At 35.6% G+C, this 18,482-nt stretch carries 19 protein-coding genes; 2 read left to right on the forward strand and 17 right to left on the reverse strand.

The genetic code is table 11. The features are described from left to right. Window positions 1–87: 87 nt before the first annotated feature. Window positions 88–249, forward strand: coding sequence for a DUF1328 domain-containing protein (locus tag ABD859_RS22370; protein WP_012026284.1), 162 nt, complete (start codon window positions 88–90; stop codon window positions 247–249). A gap of 79 nt (window positions 250–328) precedes the next feature. Here ABD859_RS22370 and ABD859_RS22375 read toward each other — a convergent pair whose 3' ends face one another. The 11 genes from ABD859_RS22375 to ABD859_RS22425 form a co-directional block, all read right to left on the reverse strand. After that, window positions 329–793 (reverse strand): DUF1440 domain-containing protein, encoded by a 465-nt coding sequence (locus ABD859_RS22375; RefSeq protein ID WP_345146978.1) that lies wholly within the window; start codon window positions 791–793, stop codon window positions 329–331. Between the two features lie 3 nt (window positions 794–796). Further along, complete coding sequence (locus ABD859_RS22380; protein WP_345147067.1) at window positions 797–1,303, reverse strand: DinB family protein; 507 nt, start codon at window positions 1,301–1,303, stop codon at window positions 797–799. A gap of 26 nt (window positions 1,304–1,329) precedes the next feature. Beyond that, window positions 1,330–1,701 carry a VOC family protein gene (locus ABD859_RS22385; protein WP_345146979.1) on the reverse strand — a complete coding sequence of 124 codons (372 nt, stop codon included), beginning with the start codon at window positions 1,699–1,701 and terminating at the stop codon, window positions 1,330–1,332. A 76-nt stretch (window positions 1,702–1,777) separates the two neighbouring features. Then, the gene (locus tag ABD859_RS22390; RefSeq protein ID WP_345146980.1) at window positions 1,778–1,987 is read right to left on the reverse strand and encodes a hypothetical protein; all 210 of its coding nucleotides are present in this window, start codon (window positions 1,985–1,987) and stop codon (window positions 1,778–1,780) included. Window positions 1,988–1,999: 12 nt separating this feature from the next. Further along, window positions 2,000–2,380, reverse strand: a complete 381-nt coding sequence (locus tag ABD859_RS22395; protein ID WP_345146981.1) for a DoxX family protein — start codon at window positions 2,378–2,380, stop codon at window positions 2,000–2,002. 266 nt (window positions 2,381–2,646) lie between these two features. Then, window positions 2,647–3,378 carry a GNAT family N-acetyltransferase gene (locus tag ABD859_RS22400; RefSeq protein ID WP_345146982.1) on the reverse strand — a complete coding sequence of 244 codons (732 nt, stop codon included), beginning with the start codon at window positions 3,376–3,378 and terminating at the stop codon, window positions 2,647–2,649. 73 nt (window positions 3,379–3,451) lie between these two features. Continuing rightward, window positions 3,452–4,057 (reverse strand): Crp/Fnr family transcriptional regulator, encoded by a 606-nt coding sequence (locus tag ABD859_RS22405; protein WP_345146983.1) that lies wholly within the window; start codon window positions 4,055–4,057, stop codon window positions 3,452–3,454. A gap of 338 nt (window positions 4,058–4,395) precedes the next feature. Next, window positions 4,396–5,814 (reverse strand): TolC family protein, encoded by a 1,419-nt coding sequence (locus ABD859_RS22410; RefSeq protein WP_345146984.1) that lies wholly within the window; start codon window positions 5,812–5,814, stop codon window positions 4,396–4,398. A 127-nt stretch (window positions 5,815–5,941) separates the two neighbouring features. Beyond that, entirely contained in the window at window positions 5,942–9,106 is a 3,165-nt protein-coding gene (locus ABD859_RS22415) for an efflux RND transporter permease subunit (RefSeq protein WP_345146985.1), read from the reverse strand. A 12-nt stretch (window positions 9,107–9,118) separates the two neighbouring features. Beyond that, window positions 9,119–10,336 (reverse strand): efflux RND transporter periplasmic adaptor subunit, encoded by a 1,218-nt coding sequence (locus ABD859_RS22420; protein WP_345146986.1) that lies wholly within the window; start codon window positions 10,334–10,336, stop codon window positions 9,119–9,121. Window positions 10,337–10,584: 248 nt separating this feature from the next. Beyond that, on the reverse strand, window positions 10,585–11,178 hold the full coding sequence (locus ABD859_RS22425; RefSeq protein ID WP_345146987.1) for a TetR/AcrR family transcriptional regulator: 594 nt from the start codon (window positions 11,176–11,178) through the stop codon (window positions 10,585–10,587). A 530-nt stretch (window positions 11,179–11,708) separates the two neighbouring features. Between ABD859_RS22425 and ABD859_RS22430 the strand changes: the two genes are divergently transcribed. Next, window positions 11,709–12,146 (forward strand): cupin domain-containing protein, encoded by a 438-nt coding sequence (locus tag ABD859_RS22430; protein WP_345146988.1) that lies wholly within the window; start codon window positions 11,709–11,711, stop codon window positions 12,144–12,146. A 196-nt stretch (window positions 12,147–12,342) separates the two neighbouring features. On the opposite strand, the gene ABD859_RS22435 is transcribed toward ABD859_RS22430, so the two are convergent. From ABD859_RS22435 to ABD859_RS22460, 6 genes are all read right to left on the reverse strand, one after another. After that, a complete protein-coding gene (locus ABD859_RS22435; protein ID WP_345147068.1) occupies window positions 12,343–12,549 on the reverse strand; it encodes a cupin domain-containing protein in 207 nt (68 codons plus the stop codon). After that, window positions 12,479–12,688, reverse strand: coding sequence for a cupin domain-containing protein (locus ABD859_RS22440; RefSeq protein ID WP_345147069.1), 210 nt, complete (start codon window positions 12,686–12,688; stop codon window positions 12,479–12,481). The genes ABD859_RS22435 and ABD859_RS22440 overlap by 71 nt, the downstream gene beginning before the upstream one ends. 97 nt (window positions 12,689–12,785) lie before the next feature. Continuing rightward, window positions 12,786–13,577: a helix-turn-helix domain-containing protein gene (locus tag ABD859_RS22445; protein WP_345146989.1), complete on the reverse strand. Its 792-nt coding sequence runs from the start codon at window positions 13,575–13,577 to the stop codon at window positions 12,786–12,788. Between the two features lie 161 nt (window positions 13,578–13,738). Beyond that, window positions 13,739–14,110: a hypothetical protein gene (locus ABD859_RS22450; protein ID WP_345146990.1), complete on the reverse strand. Its 372-nt coding sequence runs from the start codon at window positions 14,108–14,110 to the stop codon at window positions 13,739–13,741. A gap of 125 nt (window positions 14,111–14,235) precedes the next feature. Then, window positions 14,236–17,337 carry an efflux RND transporter permease subunit gene (locus tag ABD859_RS22455; RefSeq protein ID WP_345146991.1) on the reverse strand — a complete coding sequence of 1,034 codons (3,102 nt, stop codon included), beginning with the start codon at window positions 17,335–17,337 and terminating at the stop codon, window positions 14,236–14,238. Between the two features lie 31 nt (window positions 17,338–17,368). Then, window positions 17,369–18,457, reverse strand: a complete 1,089-nt coding sequence (locus ABD859_RS22460; RefSeq protein ID WP_345146993.1) for an efflux RND transporter periplasmic adaptor subunit — start codon at window positions 18,455–18,457, stop codon at window positions 17,369–17,371. Between the last annotated feature and the right edge of the window lie 25 nt (window positions 18,458–18,482).

Below are 18,482 nucleotides of genomic sequence, written 5' to 3' on the forward strand. Positions count from 1 at the left end.
ATCGTTTTTGTAAGTATTATAGAACTTTGAGATACAAACAAATCAGGCTTGTAAAAAGTCATATTTACTAACTTAAATTATAGTATTATGTTACGTTGGACAGTCACATTTATAATTTTGGCTATAGTAGCCGGAATTTTTGGTTTTGGAGGTATTGCAGCCGGAGCCGCCAGTATTGCAAAAATCTTATTCTTTATATTCCTTGTATTATTTGTTATTTCATTAATAAGCGGAAGAAGCAGAGTTTAAGGTTGTCAATTTTAAATTAAAAAAGCGAAATTAACTATTGATGTTGATTTCGCTTTTTTGTTTCTTATTAAGATTTAATTTAATGTTTTTCGTAAAAGTTTCTTGTTATATAAGAAATAGGAAGACCAATGCAGAAAACCAAAATTAAAATAGAAAGCAATAAAGGAAAATCAAATTGTTTGTCAGGAAGTTTAGAAAACACCGCAGGCAGTACAATAAGGTTCATTACTACCCAGACAAACAGTCCATAAATTAATCCCGAAAGAAAAATATTTTTCCGCAGAATTGGAAAATAAGGATATATTTTAAAATAAATGTAAGCAAATACAAGTGCAATAAAGTAATGGAGAAGCAAACCATAAAAAGCCATTTTTGAACCGCTCGTGTATGCTTCTTGTTTAAAAATGCCGCTTGCAATAGATTGTAGAATTTTTACAGCAGTGGTTTGATGCAGTATAACCACATATATTACTATTGCTGCCAAAATATCTAATGTACCGGATAGAAAACCAGAATATAAAATAGTTTTAGATTTTGATCTCATTTTTTAGAGTTTATTCATGTACTGAAAAATATTTTTTAACTGATGTGTATGTCTCTGTGTATGGACAAGTGCAAAGTCAATCCATTCGTATATAGTAAAAGTATCGAAACCCGGAACCTGAAAATCAAGGCATATAAGTGTTAAATCATATTTTTCGGCGCAGTCTAATAACTCAGATTCTATTTTTTGAAGTTTTGTATTTAAAGTGCTTTTGCTGTATTCTTTTTTCTCTGGTATAAGAAAGACCGGCGCATCCATTTTTATACTGAAGTTTAAAAAAAGACTTTCAATATCTTTTATTTTTTCATCGGGTTTTCGGGTCGTTTTCTCGGTTTTTCCTGCAAACAGTTCCGGAAATCCGGAACAGGCAAGAATTATATGCTGTACCACTTGTCCCGGCGTCCAGCTTCCCTGAAAAGGAACAAGATTTAATTCATTTTCAGAAAATTTTGAAAAAATTTCATTTAATTTCTGGAATGTTTCAACAATATCTTTTTTGAATATTTGGATTCATATTATTGATTTTAAATTGATTGTTATACAGAGGTAATCCACCAGACATTTCCAAACGGATCTGTTACACCGCAGGTTCTGCCGTAATCCTTGTCGCTTAATCCCATTAAAGAACTTGCTCCGTTTTCTAATGCTTTTTGATATGTTTCATCAGCGTTTGGTACATAAACAAAAAGGTTTGAAGTTTGTTTTGCCCAATCTGTAATTTCATCTGTAACCATTATGGTGCTTCCGTTTAAGGTAATTTCGGCATGCATAATAGTTCCGTCTTCCCGTACTGATTTTGTGCTGGTTTCAGTTGCTCCAAAAACATTTTTGGTAAAATCAATAAATTTAGACGCACCTCTTAAAATTAAATACGGCATTATAGTTTGATGTTCTGCTGGAATATTCATTTTGCGATATTTTAAAAATTAGAGTTTTAAAATTACGATTTTTATTTTAATATTTTGTAAATCAATAAATTATGGTTTAAGGCAGAACTTCACAATGATAGCCGTGTGAATTTAAAAGTTCAATTATTGTTTTATGGCAGATTGATGAAGCATGAATACGCAGAATTTTATCGCAGTCTTCGAGATCGAAATTAACAGCGCTGTCTGGAAAATGCTCAAGAAGTTTTCCAATCAGCATTTGTGATTGTTCTGCTTCCTGAACATTTGTTTTGAAAACTTCTATCATTACATGAAGTGTTTACATGGCGATATTTTTCAGTCGCTCAATTTTATGATAATAAGTATAAGAAACTGCCAGAATAACTAAAAAGATCAAAGGAAAAAAGCTTTGGAAATTTATACCATCAACAGCAAAATGGCTTATAGATGCAAATATAAAATCAAATCCAAATCCGGCATAAGCCCATTCTTTTACATTTTTAGGAACTTGTGGAATTACTAATACCAAAACCCCCAGGATTTTAAATACAACTAAAGCATTTCCAAAATATTCGGGATATCCTAAATGTTTGATTCCTTCTTTAGCTAATTCAGTTTGGGAAGTCAAAGCCGGCATAACGCCTTCGAATAAAAAAATAATAATCGTAGTAATCCAAAAAATAATCTTTGCCTTTTTCATGTGGTTAATTTTTAAATAGTTATTAGTTAATGTATTACAAATGTACTATTCTTATTTTGTCATGAAATACACATTTACGACTATTTTAGGGGCATTTGGGACAAGATTGTGATTTCAGATTATTGTTTATTGTTTATTGTTTATTGTTTGTTGTCTGTTGTTTGTTGTTCTGGAATTATCATGTAGTTTGTGATCCTCCCTGAGTCAGGAGGACATGCAGAAATTGGAAATTGGAATTTTTAATTGGTATTTAAATTAATTGAAATTTAAGCCAAAAAGTAATTTGTAATCGAAAATAAATCTTCAAAACCTAATCGGCTATAAATGTTTTTTCCTAAAGGTGAAGCTTGTAATTGCGCATATTCTGCTTTAGCATCGATTGCTTCATTAATGGCAAATTTCATGATTTCTTCTGCAAAACCTCTTTTTCGCATTTCCGGAATTACACCTACGCCGTGAATTCCCATAACTTTTCCGGTTTGAAAAAGAGTCAGAGTTCCAATTGGTTTTTCGTCTAAATGAACGAGATAAAACTTTACATTTTCATAATTATGAACCAGAGTTTCTTTGCTGATCACGTAATTAAAAGATAAAGGATAAATGTCTGACCAAGTTTTGGCATCTTCTTCATTTAAAACTCGTTTAAAATACAGCTTATTTTCAAGTTCAAATTTTTGATCCAGTTTCAAAGCCATCGCCACAAGTTGATTTCGAATTTCGAATCCGTTTTTCTCGAAGATTTCATTTGAATTGCTTTTAAAAACATCCCAATACGGAATCACTAATCCGGGATTATTTTTTAGGATGTCAAGAATCTGCGGGAGATTTTCTTCTGTAATTTCTTCCCGAAACCATAATCGGTTCGGCCAGCCTGAATTTTGTATCTGACTGAATTGAAAAGGATCATTTTTATGATAAGAAAGGAGAGGAGTAGCAACGGTTCTCCAAAGTGTGGTAAGATTATCTATATTATCTTTTATAAGATTTATATTTTCCATTTTTGGTAATTCATTTTAAATAGTATAACAAAGATAAAATGGGCTTTTGTAGAAAACCTTTACATATGTTGATTTATAATTTTTTTTCTAAACTTTTTCTGATTCGGCTTAATTGTGTCGGAGTAATGCCTAAATGCGAAGCAATATGCAATAAAGGAACACGATCAGCCATCGTTGGATTTTTTTCAAGAAGGCTGAGATATCTTTCGGTTGCATTTTGCATAACTAAAGCGACTTCTATTTGTTCTTTTTCAATAACCCAGTTTTTTTCCAAATAGGCAATGTAAAAGTTTTTAAGATCATCATTTTCGTTAATCAACCTGATATATTCTTTGTAATTAAGATTGATTAAAATACAATCTTCTAAAGCTTCGATCGTAAAACTGGAAGGAGTTTGCAGCATTGATGAAACTTTAGAGCATGCAAGTTTGTTTTCGAAAAAAAGATTTTTGTTATAGAAATTTCCTTGTTCGTCAGTAATAAAAGTTCGCAGAATTCCTTTTGCAATAAAATAAAGATTTCTGCAAATTTCCCCATTTTCCAGTAGTATTTCTCCTTTTTTGATTGTCTGGAAATGTGCCAAATTTTCAATCAATTTCCATGACTTTTCAGAAATGGGAGAGTAACTTTCGAAATACAGTTTTAGATTATTGAGGTATGTTTCTTTATTGAAGTTCATTTTTTTTGGGTTTGCCACGAAGGCGCTAAGGCACGAAGTTTTCTTTTTTCAAAATTAAGAATAAAAGTATAGTTTGTCATTTCGAGGAACGAGAAATCGCACCAGAATTTCCTCAAAGTAAATCGCCAATCTTTGAGTTTCTTGCAGAGATCCTTCCTTCGTCAGGATGACAAAAATGAGCACAAGCTTAAAAGAATAATTCGTGAAAATTTGTGCAATTAGTGGCAAAAAAAACTTAGCGCCTTAGCGCCTTCGCAACAAAACAAAAAACGCCATGAAATCCAAAAGATCTCACAGCGTTTTCATCTCAAAAAATAAATAATTAACGGGTGTGGGTATTATTTCCAGCCTCCTCCAAGTGCACGATACAAATCGGTGTTGGCTGTAAGTTGTTGTCTTTTAAGATCTGCTAATTCTAATTCGCTTTGCAAAAGATTCGCTTGTGCAGTTAAAACCTCCAAATATTCTGCTAATCCGTTTTGGAATAACAAGTTTGAATTTTTAATTGCCTGTTGTAACGTTTTTACTTTTTCTTTTAAGAAAGTTTCTTGTTGTTGTAACTTTTCTACTTTCACCAAAGCATCAGAAACTTCGCTTACGGCAACTAAAACCTGTTGTCTAAAAGCTAAAACTGCTTTTTCTCTTTCCGCGACAGCGATATTATATTGCGTTCTTACTCTTTTGTTGTTTAAGATTGGCTGTGTTAAACCACCTGCAACGGTTCCGAAAAGAGAAGCTGGAATATTAAACCAGCTGCTCGTTTCGAAAGAGTTCAAACCGCCTTGCGCCGTAATTCTGAGAGCTGGGTATAAATCCGCTTTCGTGATACCGACATTTGCGTTTGCTGCTTTAAGTGCCAATTCAGCACTTTTTACATCTGGTCTTCTGCTTACTAATGAAGACGGAATTCCGATTGATGGATTGGTTTTAACTTCAAGAGCGTTTAAAAGAACTGTTCTTTGTTTTGAATTCGGAAAAGAACCAGTCAAAACACTTAAAGCATTTTCCTGAATCGCAATATTTTGTTCCAATAACGGAATCAATTGCTCTGAGTTTAATTTTTGTGCCTCAGACTGTTGAATTGCCAAAGTAGTTACCTGACCAGCATCGTATTTCAATTTAATGATTTTAGTCGTGCTGTCGTTTAGCTTTAAATTCTGCTGTGCAATTTTTAACTGAGCGTCCAACATCAAAAGATTGTAATAACCTCTTGAAACATTCGCGACAATATTAGTCTGCAAAGCTTTTTTTACTTCTTCAGATTGAAGATATCCTGCGTAAGCTCCTTTCTTTTGGTTTCTGATCTTTCCCCAAATATCAGCCTCCCAAGAAAGTGAAGCTCCGGCAGAATAGTCGTCAATATGTTTCTGGCCTAAAGCCTGATTCAAGTTCATTCCTGTAAAACTATTGTCAGAAGGATTGCTTGTATTGGCATTTACAAATAAATTCACCTGAGGAACATTTCCCCATTTTGATTGTGTAAATCTGTATTGCGCAATTTCGATGTTTTTTTGTGCAATAAGCAGATCGTTATTTCGGGTAACCGCGCTGTCGATTAACGTGATAATATCTTTTTCTGTAAAGAAGTTTTTCCACTCAATATCGGCAATACTGGTTGTATCACTCGAAACCGATGTATTCCTGAAATTCTCAGGAAATGCATCTTTTGGAGTTTCAATATCCTTAGAGACTTTACAGGATATTAAAGTCGTGATCAGAATGGCGAAGGTCACGATTTTGGTTATATAATTTTTCATTGTCTTTTTATTAGATTTCTGTACAAGTATCTTTTCTGGTTTCAAGATCTTTTGAGATTCTGTACGATATATATCCGATGCCAAATATGATGGCAGTTAAAATAATTGTGATATAGTTTTCCATATTTTATTTTTCTTCATTATGAACTACGGCAATTGGTTTGCCGCTGAATTTTTCTTGTAAATGCTGGAATACGATGAATAATACCGGAATGATAAACAATCCTAGAATTACTCCTGAAAGCATTCCGCCCGCTGCTCCAATACTAATCGAGTGATTTCCCTGAGCCGATGGCCCTTTGGCGATCATCATTGGCACAAGACCAACTACAAAGGCAAGAGAAGTCATGATAATTGGTCGCAGACGTAATTTTGCCGCTTCAATAGAAGCTTTTACTAAAGCCTGTCCTGATTTTCGTTTCTGAACCGCAAATTCCACAATCAAAATGGCATTTTTGGCGAGAAGTCCGATCAGCATGACTAAGGCAACTTGTACATAAATGTTGTTTTCGATTCCAGTTAAACCAATAGCCACAAATACTCCAAAAATACCTGCAGGGATTGACAAGATTACAGCCAAAGGCAGAATGTAACTTTCGTACTGTGCAGCAAGTAGGAAATAAACGAATATCAAACACAGTAAAAATATTGTTGCAGACTGTCCTCCAGAAGAGATCTCCTCACGCGTTTGGCCCGAGAATTCAAACCCGTAACCTGCAGGCAATTGTTGAGCTGCTACTTCTTCAATTGCTTTAATGGCATCTCCGGAACTAAATCCAGGTTTCGGAATGGCATTAATAGAAATTGAGTTAAACAAATTATATCTAGAAGCGGTTTCAGAACCATAAATACGAGATAGTTTTACTAACGTATTTATTGGTACCATTTCGCCGTTTTTATTTTTAACGAAAACACGGTCAATTGCTGTTGGATCAGCTCTGTCGGCAATATCAGCCTGAACTACCACTCGGTAATATTTACCAAATCGGTTAAAGTCTGATGCCTGCGCACTACCAAAATAAGCCTGCATCGTTTGTAAAATGTCTTTTACATTTACGCCTAACTGATTCGCTTTTTCGTCGTTGATATCCAATTGTAATTGAGGATAATCAGCTTTGAAACTGGTAAAGGCAACCGCAATTTCTGGACGTTTCATCAATTCGCCGATGAAATTTTGAGAGATTCCAGAGAATTTATCCAATTTTCCTCCGGTCTTATCCTGAAGAACCAAATCTAAAGCTTCAACGTTACTAAATCCGGGAACCGTTGGGAAACTGAATACGAAGAAACTTCCGCCAGAAATTGAGCCTAGTTTTCCACGAACCTGATTCATGATTTCATCAATGTTTTTCACTTCTCCACGGTCTTCGTTTGGTTTCAATAAAACGAAAACTACCGCAGAAGATGGACTTGTTGAATTGGTCAATAAGTTGAATCCAGAAATCGCTGTTACGAATCTTGAAGCATCTAAACCTCTTAAAGTATTTTCAGCTTCAGTCATTACTTTTTGAGTTCCGTCAAGCGAAGTTCCTGATGGTGTGTTTACTGCAATCGCGATAAATCCTTGATCTTCTGTTGGAATAAATCCGGCAGGAGTTGTTTTTACCAATAAAATCGTTGCAGCAGTAATAGCAGCTAATCCGCCTAAACTCAACCATTTTTTTCTGATTAAGAATTTGATGCCGCCCACATAACGATTCGTCAACGATTCGAAACTAGTGTTGAAAGCGGTAAAGAATTTCTCTTTAAATCCTTTTTTCTGATAAGAAGCATCGTGATCGTGAGCTGAATGATTGTCTTTTAAGAATAAAGCAGCAAGGGCTGGACTTAAAGTCAATGCATTAACAGCCGAAATTACAATTGCGATTGCCATCGTAAAGGCAAACTGACGATAGAAAACCCCTGTTGAGCCTTCCATAAAACCAACCGGCAGGAATACAGCAGCCATTACCAGCGTAATCGAGATAATAGCACCCGTGATTTCGTGCATTGCTTCATGAGTTGCGATTTTTGGAGACAGATGTTTGTGCTCCATTTTCGCATGCACCGCTTCGACCACCACAATGGCGTCATCGACCACAATACCAATCGCCAGAATTAATGCGAAAAGTGTCAATAAGTTGATCGAGAATCCGAATAACTGCATGAAGAAGAACGTTCCTAAAATTGCTACAGGTACAGCAATAGCCGGGATTAAAGTTGATCTAAAATCCTGAAGGAAAATAAATACCACAATAAATACAAGAATAAAAGCTTCAATCAAAGTATGCTCAACTTGTTCGATAGATTGATCCAGAGAAACTTTTGTACTGTAAAATATATTGTGTTTTATGCCTTTTGGAAAATCTTTAGAAGCCTTTTCCATCATTTTATTGATCGCAATCTGAATGTCATTTGAGTTAGAACCCGCTAACTGAATCACACCAATTACAATTCCTTTTTTACCATTTAAACGAGTTAAACTGTTGTAAGAGTAAGCACCTAATTCTACTCTCGCCACATCTTTTAAACGAAGAACAGAACCGTCTGCGTTAGAACGAATAGCAATATTTTGATAATCTTCTGGTTTAGTAAGTTTTCCTTTGTATTTAATTACATATTCGAAAACTTCTTTGCTTCGCTCTCCAAATTTCCCTGGAGCCGCTTCCAAACTTTTATCCTGAATAGCGCCCATAACTTCGCTTGGCGTAACATTGTGAGTTGCCATTTGCGTTGGATTTAACCAAACACGCATAGAGTAATCTTTTACACCACCAAAAATACTGGCAGAACCTACACCCGGAATACGTTTTAATTCAGGAATAATATTGATTTGCGCATAGTTTGCAACAAAAGTCTGATCGTATTTCGCTTCATCATCGGTATACATACCAATTGCCATGATGAAAGAGTTTTGCTGTTTTGCCGTAATAACACCTTGCTGCACAACCTCCGCCGGAAGCTGGCTCGTAGCTTGTGCCACACGATTCTGAACGTTTACCGCAGCCTGATCGGCATCTGTTCCTAATTTAAAGAAAACAGTAATTGCCAAAGTACCATCGTTACTCGCAGTAGAACTCATGTAAGTCATGTTTTCTACACCATTTATAGACTCTTCCAGAGAAGGTGCCACAGAACGTAAAACCGTTTCTGCATTCGCTCCCGGATATACCGCCGTTACCAAAACCGATGGAGGCGCAATATCTGGAAACTGTTGTAAAGGCAGTTTAGTTAAACCTAGTACCCCTAAGATCACCAGTAAAATGGAGATTACAGTTGCCAGTACTGGTCTTTGTATAAATATTTTGAACATTTTATTTTAAAATTATTTTTTGTTAGTTACTTCGGCAACTTTAGTTGATTTTTCAGGCTGAATTGCTTGTCCGTCCTGTAATTTGTCAATACCGCTTAACACGATTTGATCGCCTGTTTTTACACCGTCTTTAATTAAATAATTCGTACCGCTTTTCCCTACAACAGTAATTGGCATTTTAGTTACTTTGTTGTCTTTTCCAACAGTAAACACGAATACTTTATCCTGCATTTCAACTGTAGCCGACTGCGGAACCAAAATTGCATCGTCGTGATTTAATCCCAAACGAATTCTTCCTGTGTTTCCAGAACGAAGCGTTCCGTTTGTATTTGGGAAAGTCGCTCTAAGTGTGATAGCACCAGTAGTTTTATCAAACTGACCGTCAACCATATCGATTTTTCCTGTTTTTGGATAATCCGTATTATCAGCTAAAATCAAGTTAACCGGAGGTAATTTTTTGATTTTATCACCTAAAGAATTTCCAGCGTATTTCGATTTAAAGTTGATGAAATCTGTTTCGCTCAAAGAGAAATAAGCAAAAACTTCATGAACATCAGAAAGTGTTGTTAAAGCTTCAACATCAGATGACGAAACCAAACTTCCTTGTTTTTTAGGTAATCTTCCAATGTAACCGCTTACCGGAGCCGTAACATTGGTATATCCTAAATTAATTTTAGCAGAACCTACCATTGCTTTTGCCTGCTCGATATTTGCAGCAGCAATTTTTTGAGTTGCTTTAGCTGTTTTTAACTGATAATCAGAAACTACTTTGTTTTGTACAAGCGGAGTCAGTTTATCTACTTCTAAATTAGCGTTGATTAAAGCTGCTTCAGCTGCATGAAGACTTGCCAAAGCATTGTTTAACTGCTCACGGAACGGACGCTCATTGATTTTAAATAAAGTTTGTCCTTTGTTTACATAAGCACCTTCATCAACAAAAATTCTGTCAAGATTACCGCTTACCTGCGGGCGAATTTCAACATCAACAGTTCCTTGTATAGAAGCAGGATATTCAGCGTCAGTAGTAGTATTTGCACTTGTGATCGCTAAAACTGGTAAAACCGGTGGAGGCGGAGCAGCAGGGCCTTGATTTTTATCGGCACAGCTGCTTAAAACTAATGCCAGAATAAAACTGGTTATAATTACATTTTTCATTTTCATAGTGGTTTTAATTGGTTGAACATTTTCTCGGATTAATTCTTTGGGCATTCTGGCATTCTCGGGATTCATATTTAATTGAATTAAATTATCTAACGTTGTTAAGTAAATGAGCACAAATTTCCATACAGCAAGCCTTTCCAAGTTTATTTCTAAATCGGTATTAAATTATCTAACATCGTTAAGTAAAAGTCTAAAAAAAGAGCTTTTGTTACCTTTATTAAATTTTCTAACAGTGTTAAGTTAATGTTTCAAAAAAAAGGATTTTATATTATCCGATTAAATTATTTTACACCGTTAAGTAAAACTTGAAAAAATTTTTATTGTATTGATTTGATGATACCACCAATGGCATCCTTCAAAATTTGGGCATTAATTGTTTCTAAAATGTCACTTTTGTTAATGATATTGATGGCGATTAAACCATGAATAACAGAAAAGAAAGTGAAGTACTTTTGTTTTATGATATCTTGACTCGGATTGCTGTCTTTCATTACTTCAGCAATTACCTGAGTGAATAATTTGTAAGGTCCCTCCTGAGCCGAACATCGCTGTGCGCAACAGGTCATCTGAACACCAAACATCAGTTGATACATTTCAGTATTAGTAAAAGCAAAGTCCCAATACGTCATCCACATGGCTTCTAATTGGTCTTCGGGTTTTTCAAACTTATCTATTGCACTTTGCAGTTCTTTAGTTAGTTTTACGAAACCTTTGCCTGTAAGCTCTTCTAAAATTGCTTCTTTATTCGAGAAATATTCATAAATAATAGGAGCAGTATATTCGATCTTATCGGCAATTTTACGCATACTCAAACCATTCCAGCCTTCTTCTTTTACGATATCATAAGCAGCGCCAAGAATATTATTTCTTGTCTCTTCTTTTTGTCTTAAAATTCGATCTTTGCTAGCCATTTTATTCGAGTATTAAATCGTTTAACACTGTTAGGCAAATGTATGGCGGTTTTTCGAATTACAAAATATTTTTATCATAATATTTTCTTATCGTGCAATAAGTATTTCTGAAAATGCTTGTGAAGCCCTTATTTAATTGAGATTTTGTTGCGTGAATATTTTTCAGGAGCACAACATTTTTTGTTTTTAAGACCTTTTGTCCCGCTCTAAACTATATCTTTTGTATTGAACCCCAATACAAAAGGATGCCGTTTCGATCGGGGCTAGGCGAGAACGTATCATTTTCATAATTTTATTGCATTTGGTTAATAAAAATTCCAGAGGAATGAAATATTTATAGATTATTAATACCAGTTTGTAAAAGCTCCAGCGGAGCGATATATTAATTCAAAGCATGTTTCACCCCGCTGGGGCTTTTTTGAAATAGGACGAATTATTTTCTAGAAATATTTCGTCCCACTGGGACTTTCTGTGAAATGTAAATCGAAATCAACATAGGAGATTTTTTCGTAACATTACAATAAAAAAAAATGAAAACACTAACGATCCTAAAAACCACAATCACTCTTTTATTTTTCCAACAAACAGCTTTTTCGCAGGAAACTAAAAAAGAAACGACACCACCACAATACACAATAGAAAACTGCGTCAATCATTTTGATTTAGACAAAGCCACCAAAACCAAAGTAGGTTATCAATATTGGTTTGGCGATAAAAACTTCACTCACGAAAACACGCTTAAAATGAGTATTGTTGAACCTGGAAAATCAACACACGCACCGCATCATCATCCTGAAGAAGAATTCTTTTATATTCTCGAAGGTTCCGCTTCTTTTTTCTTAGACGGAAAAACGGTTGTTGTTGGTCCAAATACCAGTTTGTACTGCCCGCCAAATGCCGAACACGGAATCAGCAATGCAGGAAATACCAATTTGAAATATTTGGTAATTAAGAAGGATTTGAGGTGATTTATATTGTCAAAAGATAAAAATTCCGTAGGAATTAAAAAAATATAGAAAAAATTCATGTTGTCAAATTAAAAGCTCCAGCGGAGCGACATATATTATAAATAATAACATTTCACCCCGCTGGAGCTCTTTGAAAACTTGCATAAATTTATTTCCATACATATTTCGTCCCGCTGGGATTTTTCGCGAAAAAAAACTACTTCAAAATCACAACTTCTTCAGGAACAATAAACAATAAAACACAACCTGTTTTAGAATATACAGAATGTGTACTTCCCGGCGGCATATACAAATAATCGCCTTGTTTTAATTCGTCTTTTCCAGAACGGACTTCACCTTCCAGAACATAAATTTCTTCTCCCCGCGGGATGAACGTGATTTGGATACGATGCTCCCGCTTCAAACTTCGATAAAAATGCTGTTGGTCTTTTCGCGATTGGATCAAAACATAAAGCTTTTACAGAAATTCCGTCTGTGTTTACGCCTTCTTCTATAAGTGGTTTCCAATTGATTTCGCTTGTTCTTGTGATTTGCTTTTCCATTTTTTATTGCTTTTAAATTGTTTAAAATAATTACAATACAAAGATGGGAGAGTGGTCAATTTTAAAGAATAGAGAATTCTGGAAAAAGCATGTAGAATTATATCAATAAATGCTCTTTATAAGCTTTCGGCGAAATATTAGTGTGTTTTTTGAAGAAATTCGAAAAGTAAAAAGGATCATTAAAACCCAAAGTATACGCCACTTCTTTAACCGAAAGTTTCTCGTAATTAAAAAGACGTTTCGCTTCAGAAATAATTAAACCGAAAATGATGTTTTGAGCGGTTTTATCGCAGTGCAGTTTAGAAAGTTCGTTGAGTTTGGATTCCGTAGTACCAATCAAATCAGCGATTTCTGCAACGGAAAGATTTTTGTCGAAGTTTCTTAAAACGGTTTCCAGAAAATGCAGAAACAAAGCATCGGGTTTGTAGATTTCGTCTCCGCGTTTGATTTTGGTTCGGTTGATTTCAACGAGAATTAATTCGATTCGGCTATGAACGGAAATGAGATATTGATACGGTTCTTCAATCAATTCCTTTGTGATTTCTTCTAATTGATCAATTACGATTTGGTTGTTATCCACCAAGATAATTTCATTCATTGCAAAATGACAAAACAAACCGTTATGAAAAATCAGTTCCATGTCGGTATCGTCTTTACAGAAGAAATTATAAGTAAACTCTAAAACATAACCTTGCGCAAATTTGTTATTAGTAAAATAATGAATCTGCCCAGAAGTAATCGTTAAAACCGTATTCGGAATAAGGATATATTCACTTTCATCTACAGAAACCGTGACTTCGCCAGAGGTACAGAAAATCAGGACGTATTTTAAAACACGTCTCGGATTCTGAAGTTCTTCGGCTTCATCAAAAGTTTTTATAGATATCATTTCCTGCATATTATCAAATATAAGGAATTATTTTTTTTTCGCCGCCAAGACACTAAGGCGCAAAGTTTTTTTTTAAAGTTTTTTTCGCAAAGCTGTATGTTATAAACTTTGCGTTCCTTGCGAAACCTTTGCGTTCTTTGCGTTTATTTTTTAGATTATTATTATCGGTTGATATGTATTATGATTGGATTTCTGCCATCCAAATCTCTTTTAGTGCGTCCAAATAAACCAATTTGATTCACGTTTTTAGATTTTATTTCTTGCGGACTTACATACGTATAAATGCCATATCCGTGGCAGGAAACGATCCATCCTTCTGTCTTATTTAAACTAGTAACATCAAAATCTTCAGAAGAATTTCCAATAGACACGGGACCAAATTTTTCGATTAATCGTATGGCTTCTTCTTCTAAATTGTTAATGGCATCTGCATTTTCAAATATGATATACGTTCCGTTTTGAAATAATACCCAATCCTGAAATTTAGGATTTATGCTGAGTGTAACGTGTTTAATTAAATCTGTTTCTTTCATTTCATTCGTTTTTAATTGAACTTTCTTTTTGATGTTTCAGATTAATCCTGTTATTTTTTTTAATTCGAAATAAAAAAAACACCTTTAAATAATTAAACCTAAAGGTGTTTTAAAATAAATTACTATTACGATTCTATGTTTGTATCTTTTTTACGATAAACCAAGTAAAAAACCTGAGGTAAAACCGTTAAAGACAAAATCATACAGGTTATTAAACCGCCCACAATCATGATCGCAAGAGGTTTTTGAACTTCAGAACCCATTCCTGTCGAAAGTGCTGCAGGCAATAATCCTAAAGATCCCATTAAAGCAATCATCACAATCGGACGGATACGGCTGTAAATTCCGTGAGAAATGGCATCTTTTAAATGCATTCCGGCGCGCATGTTTTCTCGGATCATTCCGATGAGGACAATACTGTCAATCGCACTTACTCCAAAGAGAATAATAAATCCAATTCCCGCCGAAATTCCGAAAATCGTTCCCGTAACCCAAAGCGATATAAATCCGCCGATAAAGGCGTAAGGCATCGCGCTGATCGCTACAAGTGTATCTTTGAAATTACCAAAGTTGAAATACAGCAGACATAAAATCAAAATCAATACAACTGGAACAATCATTGCCAATTGTTTAGAAGCACGTTCTTTACTTTCAAATTCGCCCGCCCATTTGATGACGTTTTCTTTTGGAAGTTTTACTTCGGCAGCTACTTTTTTCTGCGCTTCTTCGATCGTACTTCCCAAGTCGCGTCCTTCAATACTAAAACCTACGGCGATATAACGGCTGTTTCCTTCACGGTAAATAAAAGTCGGTCCGGTTTTGTAATCTACCGTTGCGATTTCTTTTAATGGCACTTTTTTACCGTTCATGGTCGGAATCAAAATACCTTCGATTTTTTCTTTCGAATCACGATATTCTTTTTCAAAACGAAGTGTAATATCAAAAATCTTTTCGTCGTCGTAGAATTTTGTTGCTGCCTGCCCGCCAATCGTCATTCTAATAACTGCCTGCGCATCTGCAGTTGTTACGGCATAACGCGCCATTTTTTCGTCGTCAAGCTGAATTCTCAATTCTGGTAAACCAATATTTTTGTACACGTTGATGTCTTCAATTCCTTTTACATCTTTAATCGAATTGGCCACTTTTGCAGCCATTTCTTCGAGTTCAAAAAGGTCGTTTCCAAAAATCTTAATTGCTAGCGGACTTTTGACTCCCGCTACATATTCTTCAACATTATCCTGAATCGGCTGGCTGAAACCAAAGGCAATTCCCGGATATACATCGAGTATTTTCTTGATTTCGGCAATCAGTTCTTCTTTACTGATATCGTGTTTCCATTCGTCTTTGTGTTTTAATTCAATATGGAATTCGATATTAAAAAATCCGGTCGGGTCGGTTCCGTCATTTGGCCTTCCCGTCTGCGAAAGCACAAATTTTACTTCTTCAAACTTCCTGATTTTGGCTTTCATTTCCTGTGTCAGTCGAACCGATTCATCCAAATTGATACTATTCGGAAGCGTTGCTCTCACATAAATCGCACCTTCATTCAGCTTCGGAATAAATTCTGATCCGTAAAAAGCAAATCGCGCACAACAAACTGCCAATAAAGCTAAGAAACCATATAGCGTCAATTTGCGATGTTTGGTACTCCATTGAAAAAGCTTGTACAGATTTTCTCTGAAGAAACGCGAAATCATGTTTTCTTTCTCTACAATATTTTTCGTCAGCATCACTTTACACATCGCTGGAACGTACGTAAGCGACAGAATCAGCGAACCTAATAAAGCGTAACCTAACGTAAAGGCTAGGGGAGAGAACATTTTTCCTTCCACTTTCGTGAAAGAGAAAATCGGCATTAAAGCCATAATCAAAATAATCAGGGCGAAGAAAATATAAGTTGCCACACTTCCTACGCTTTTCTTGATTAAGCCCATTTTGCTCATACGGTTAAAGCGTTCCATTCCCACTTTGTGCGCTTTCTTTTCGAGGGAAACAAAGACATTTTCGACAATAACCAATGTTCCTTCGAGCAGTAATCCGAAATCTAAAGCTCCCATCGAAATCAAGTTCGCAGGCAGTCCCTGAATTCGTAACATGACAATCGCAAACAAAAACGAAAGCGGAATTACCGAAGCCACAATCAGCGAAGTACGCCAGTTGTAAAGGAAAATAAATACGATTAACGAAACCAGTAAAACACCTTCAATTAAGTTTTTGGTTACCGTTTTTACGGTTGTATTTACCAATTCGGTACGATCAATAAACGGAACAATTTTCACATTATCTGGCAGGACTCTTTCGTTCAATTCTGTTAAACGTTCTTTTAGTCTCGCAATTACTTCTCCAGGATTTTCTCCGCGAAGCATAACTACAATTCCTTCTACGACATCATCATTTCCGTCAAGACCTACCTGTCCTAATCTTGGTTTTGCTGAAATTGAAACTTCGGCTACGTGTTTTACCAAAACGGGTGCTCCGCCTTTGGTTTCAATTAAAATATTGCCAATATCTTCGACTTTATTAATCAAACCAACTCCACGCACTACATACGCCTGATCGCCTCGTTTGATTACGTCTCCACCGACATTAATATTGCTTTTAGAAACGGCTTCGTAAACATCTAATGCCGATAAATTATAATTTTCAAGTTCGGTTGGATTGATTTTGATTTCGAACATTTTTTCTTCACCTCCAAAACTTACCACATCGGCAACTCCTGGAACTGAAACCAGTTCTCTCTCAATTACCCAATCTTGAATGGCTTTGATTTCTTTAATCGGCAAGTCACTTTTGATGACATAACGAAAGATTTCTCCCGTTGCCCCAGAAGGCGGATCGATCTCGGCATCGGCTCCTTCGGGAAGATCGAGTCCGCTCATTCGGTTGGAGGCGTATTGCTGTGCGTAAAAATCATCTACGCCGTCATCAAATAAAACCGTTACTACTGATAATCCGAAAAGGGAAATCGAACGGACTTCTGCCTTTTTCGGGATCGTGTTCATTTGTTTGGAAATAGGAAGTGTCACGAATTTTTCGACTTCTTCGGCACTTCTTCCTGGCCATTGTGTAATAATTCTGGCTCTTGTATTGGTTACGTCTGGGAATGCTTCAATCGGCGTGTGAATATAACTCACAATTCCTGCTACGAACAGAACCGCTGTCAGGAAAAAAACAATTAGTGAGTTTTTCAGCGAAAAAGCAACCAGACCTTGTACAAATTTTTTCATGTTGTCTTGTATTTATCCGTTTTCGGGATGCTTAGTTTTTTAATCGTTCGTGAATCAACAATTGGTTTTTGGTAATGACCATTTCGCCTTCGTTAACTCCTTTGTCAAAATACAGCCAGTTGTTGTTTTTTATTTTTGCATTTACTTCTCTCGACTCAATCGTACAGTCGTTTTTATAAATTAGAATATGATCGCGGTTGTTGTCAAAAATCACGGCTTTTGCAGGAACTGCAGCTAATTGTTCTCCGCCCAGACTTTTATCAATAATAATATCAGCGGTCATTCCTGGTTTTAGTTTCAGGTTTCGGTTATCCATTACGATTCGGGCTTTTAGAACGTGTTCATCGGCGTCAAAAACTTTTCCAAGCATGTTGATTTTTCCTTTAAAAACTTCTCCCGGATATGCCGGAGTTGTTACATCAACCTGCATATTTTCGCTTACATTTTTTAGGTTACTCGTATACACGTTTACCAAAACCCAGATTTCTTTTAAGTCAGAAATGGTAAACAAAGGCTCACTGCTGTCTGTAACCTGCATTCCCGTGCTGATGTTTTTATCGACAATAAAACCTTCTGTCGGCGCTTTGATTTGAAAAACTGATCTTTCGCTACTAGCACTGAACATAGCAAGATTGGCTTGTACATTTTGAAGCGAAGATTTTAAAACGTCCAATTCGCTTTGTGCCTGTAAAAGATCTTTTTGAGAAGAAATTCCATCTTCAAACATTGCTTTAGTAGCTTGCAACTGACGTTGAGCCACGGCAATTTGAGACTGTAACGATCTGCTTTCAGACTGCATGCTGTTTAATTCGGTACTTTTTATTTCGGCTAAAACCTGTCCTTTTTTGACATAATCGCCCAAAGAGAAAGTCGTTTTGGTAATAATACCTTCAACAAGACTGTTAAACTGAACGACATGATCGGCGTTGTAAGTGATGTTTCCCGTAAGATTGATCGATTCGCTTACAGCACGTTTTTCTACTTTTTCGATCGTTATTTTTTCTTTTAAAGCTTTGTCGATACAGAATTTTTCTTCGACTGCTTTTTTAATTTCTTCCTTTTTGCCACATCCGTAAACGAGCATTAACCCAAGCATTGGGAGTACAATAAGTTTCTTCATTATCTTTTATATTTTAATTGAATGG

The organism is Flavobacterium ginsengiterrae, from assembly GCF_039539785.1.
GTDB lineage: Bacteria > Bacteroidota > Bacteroidia > Flavobacteriales > Flavobacteriaceae > Flavobacterium > Flavobacterium ginsengiterrae.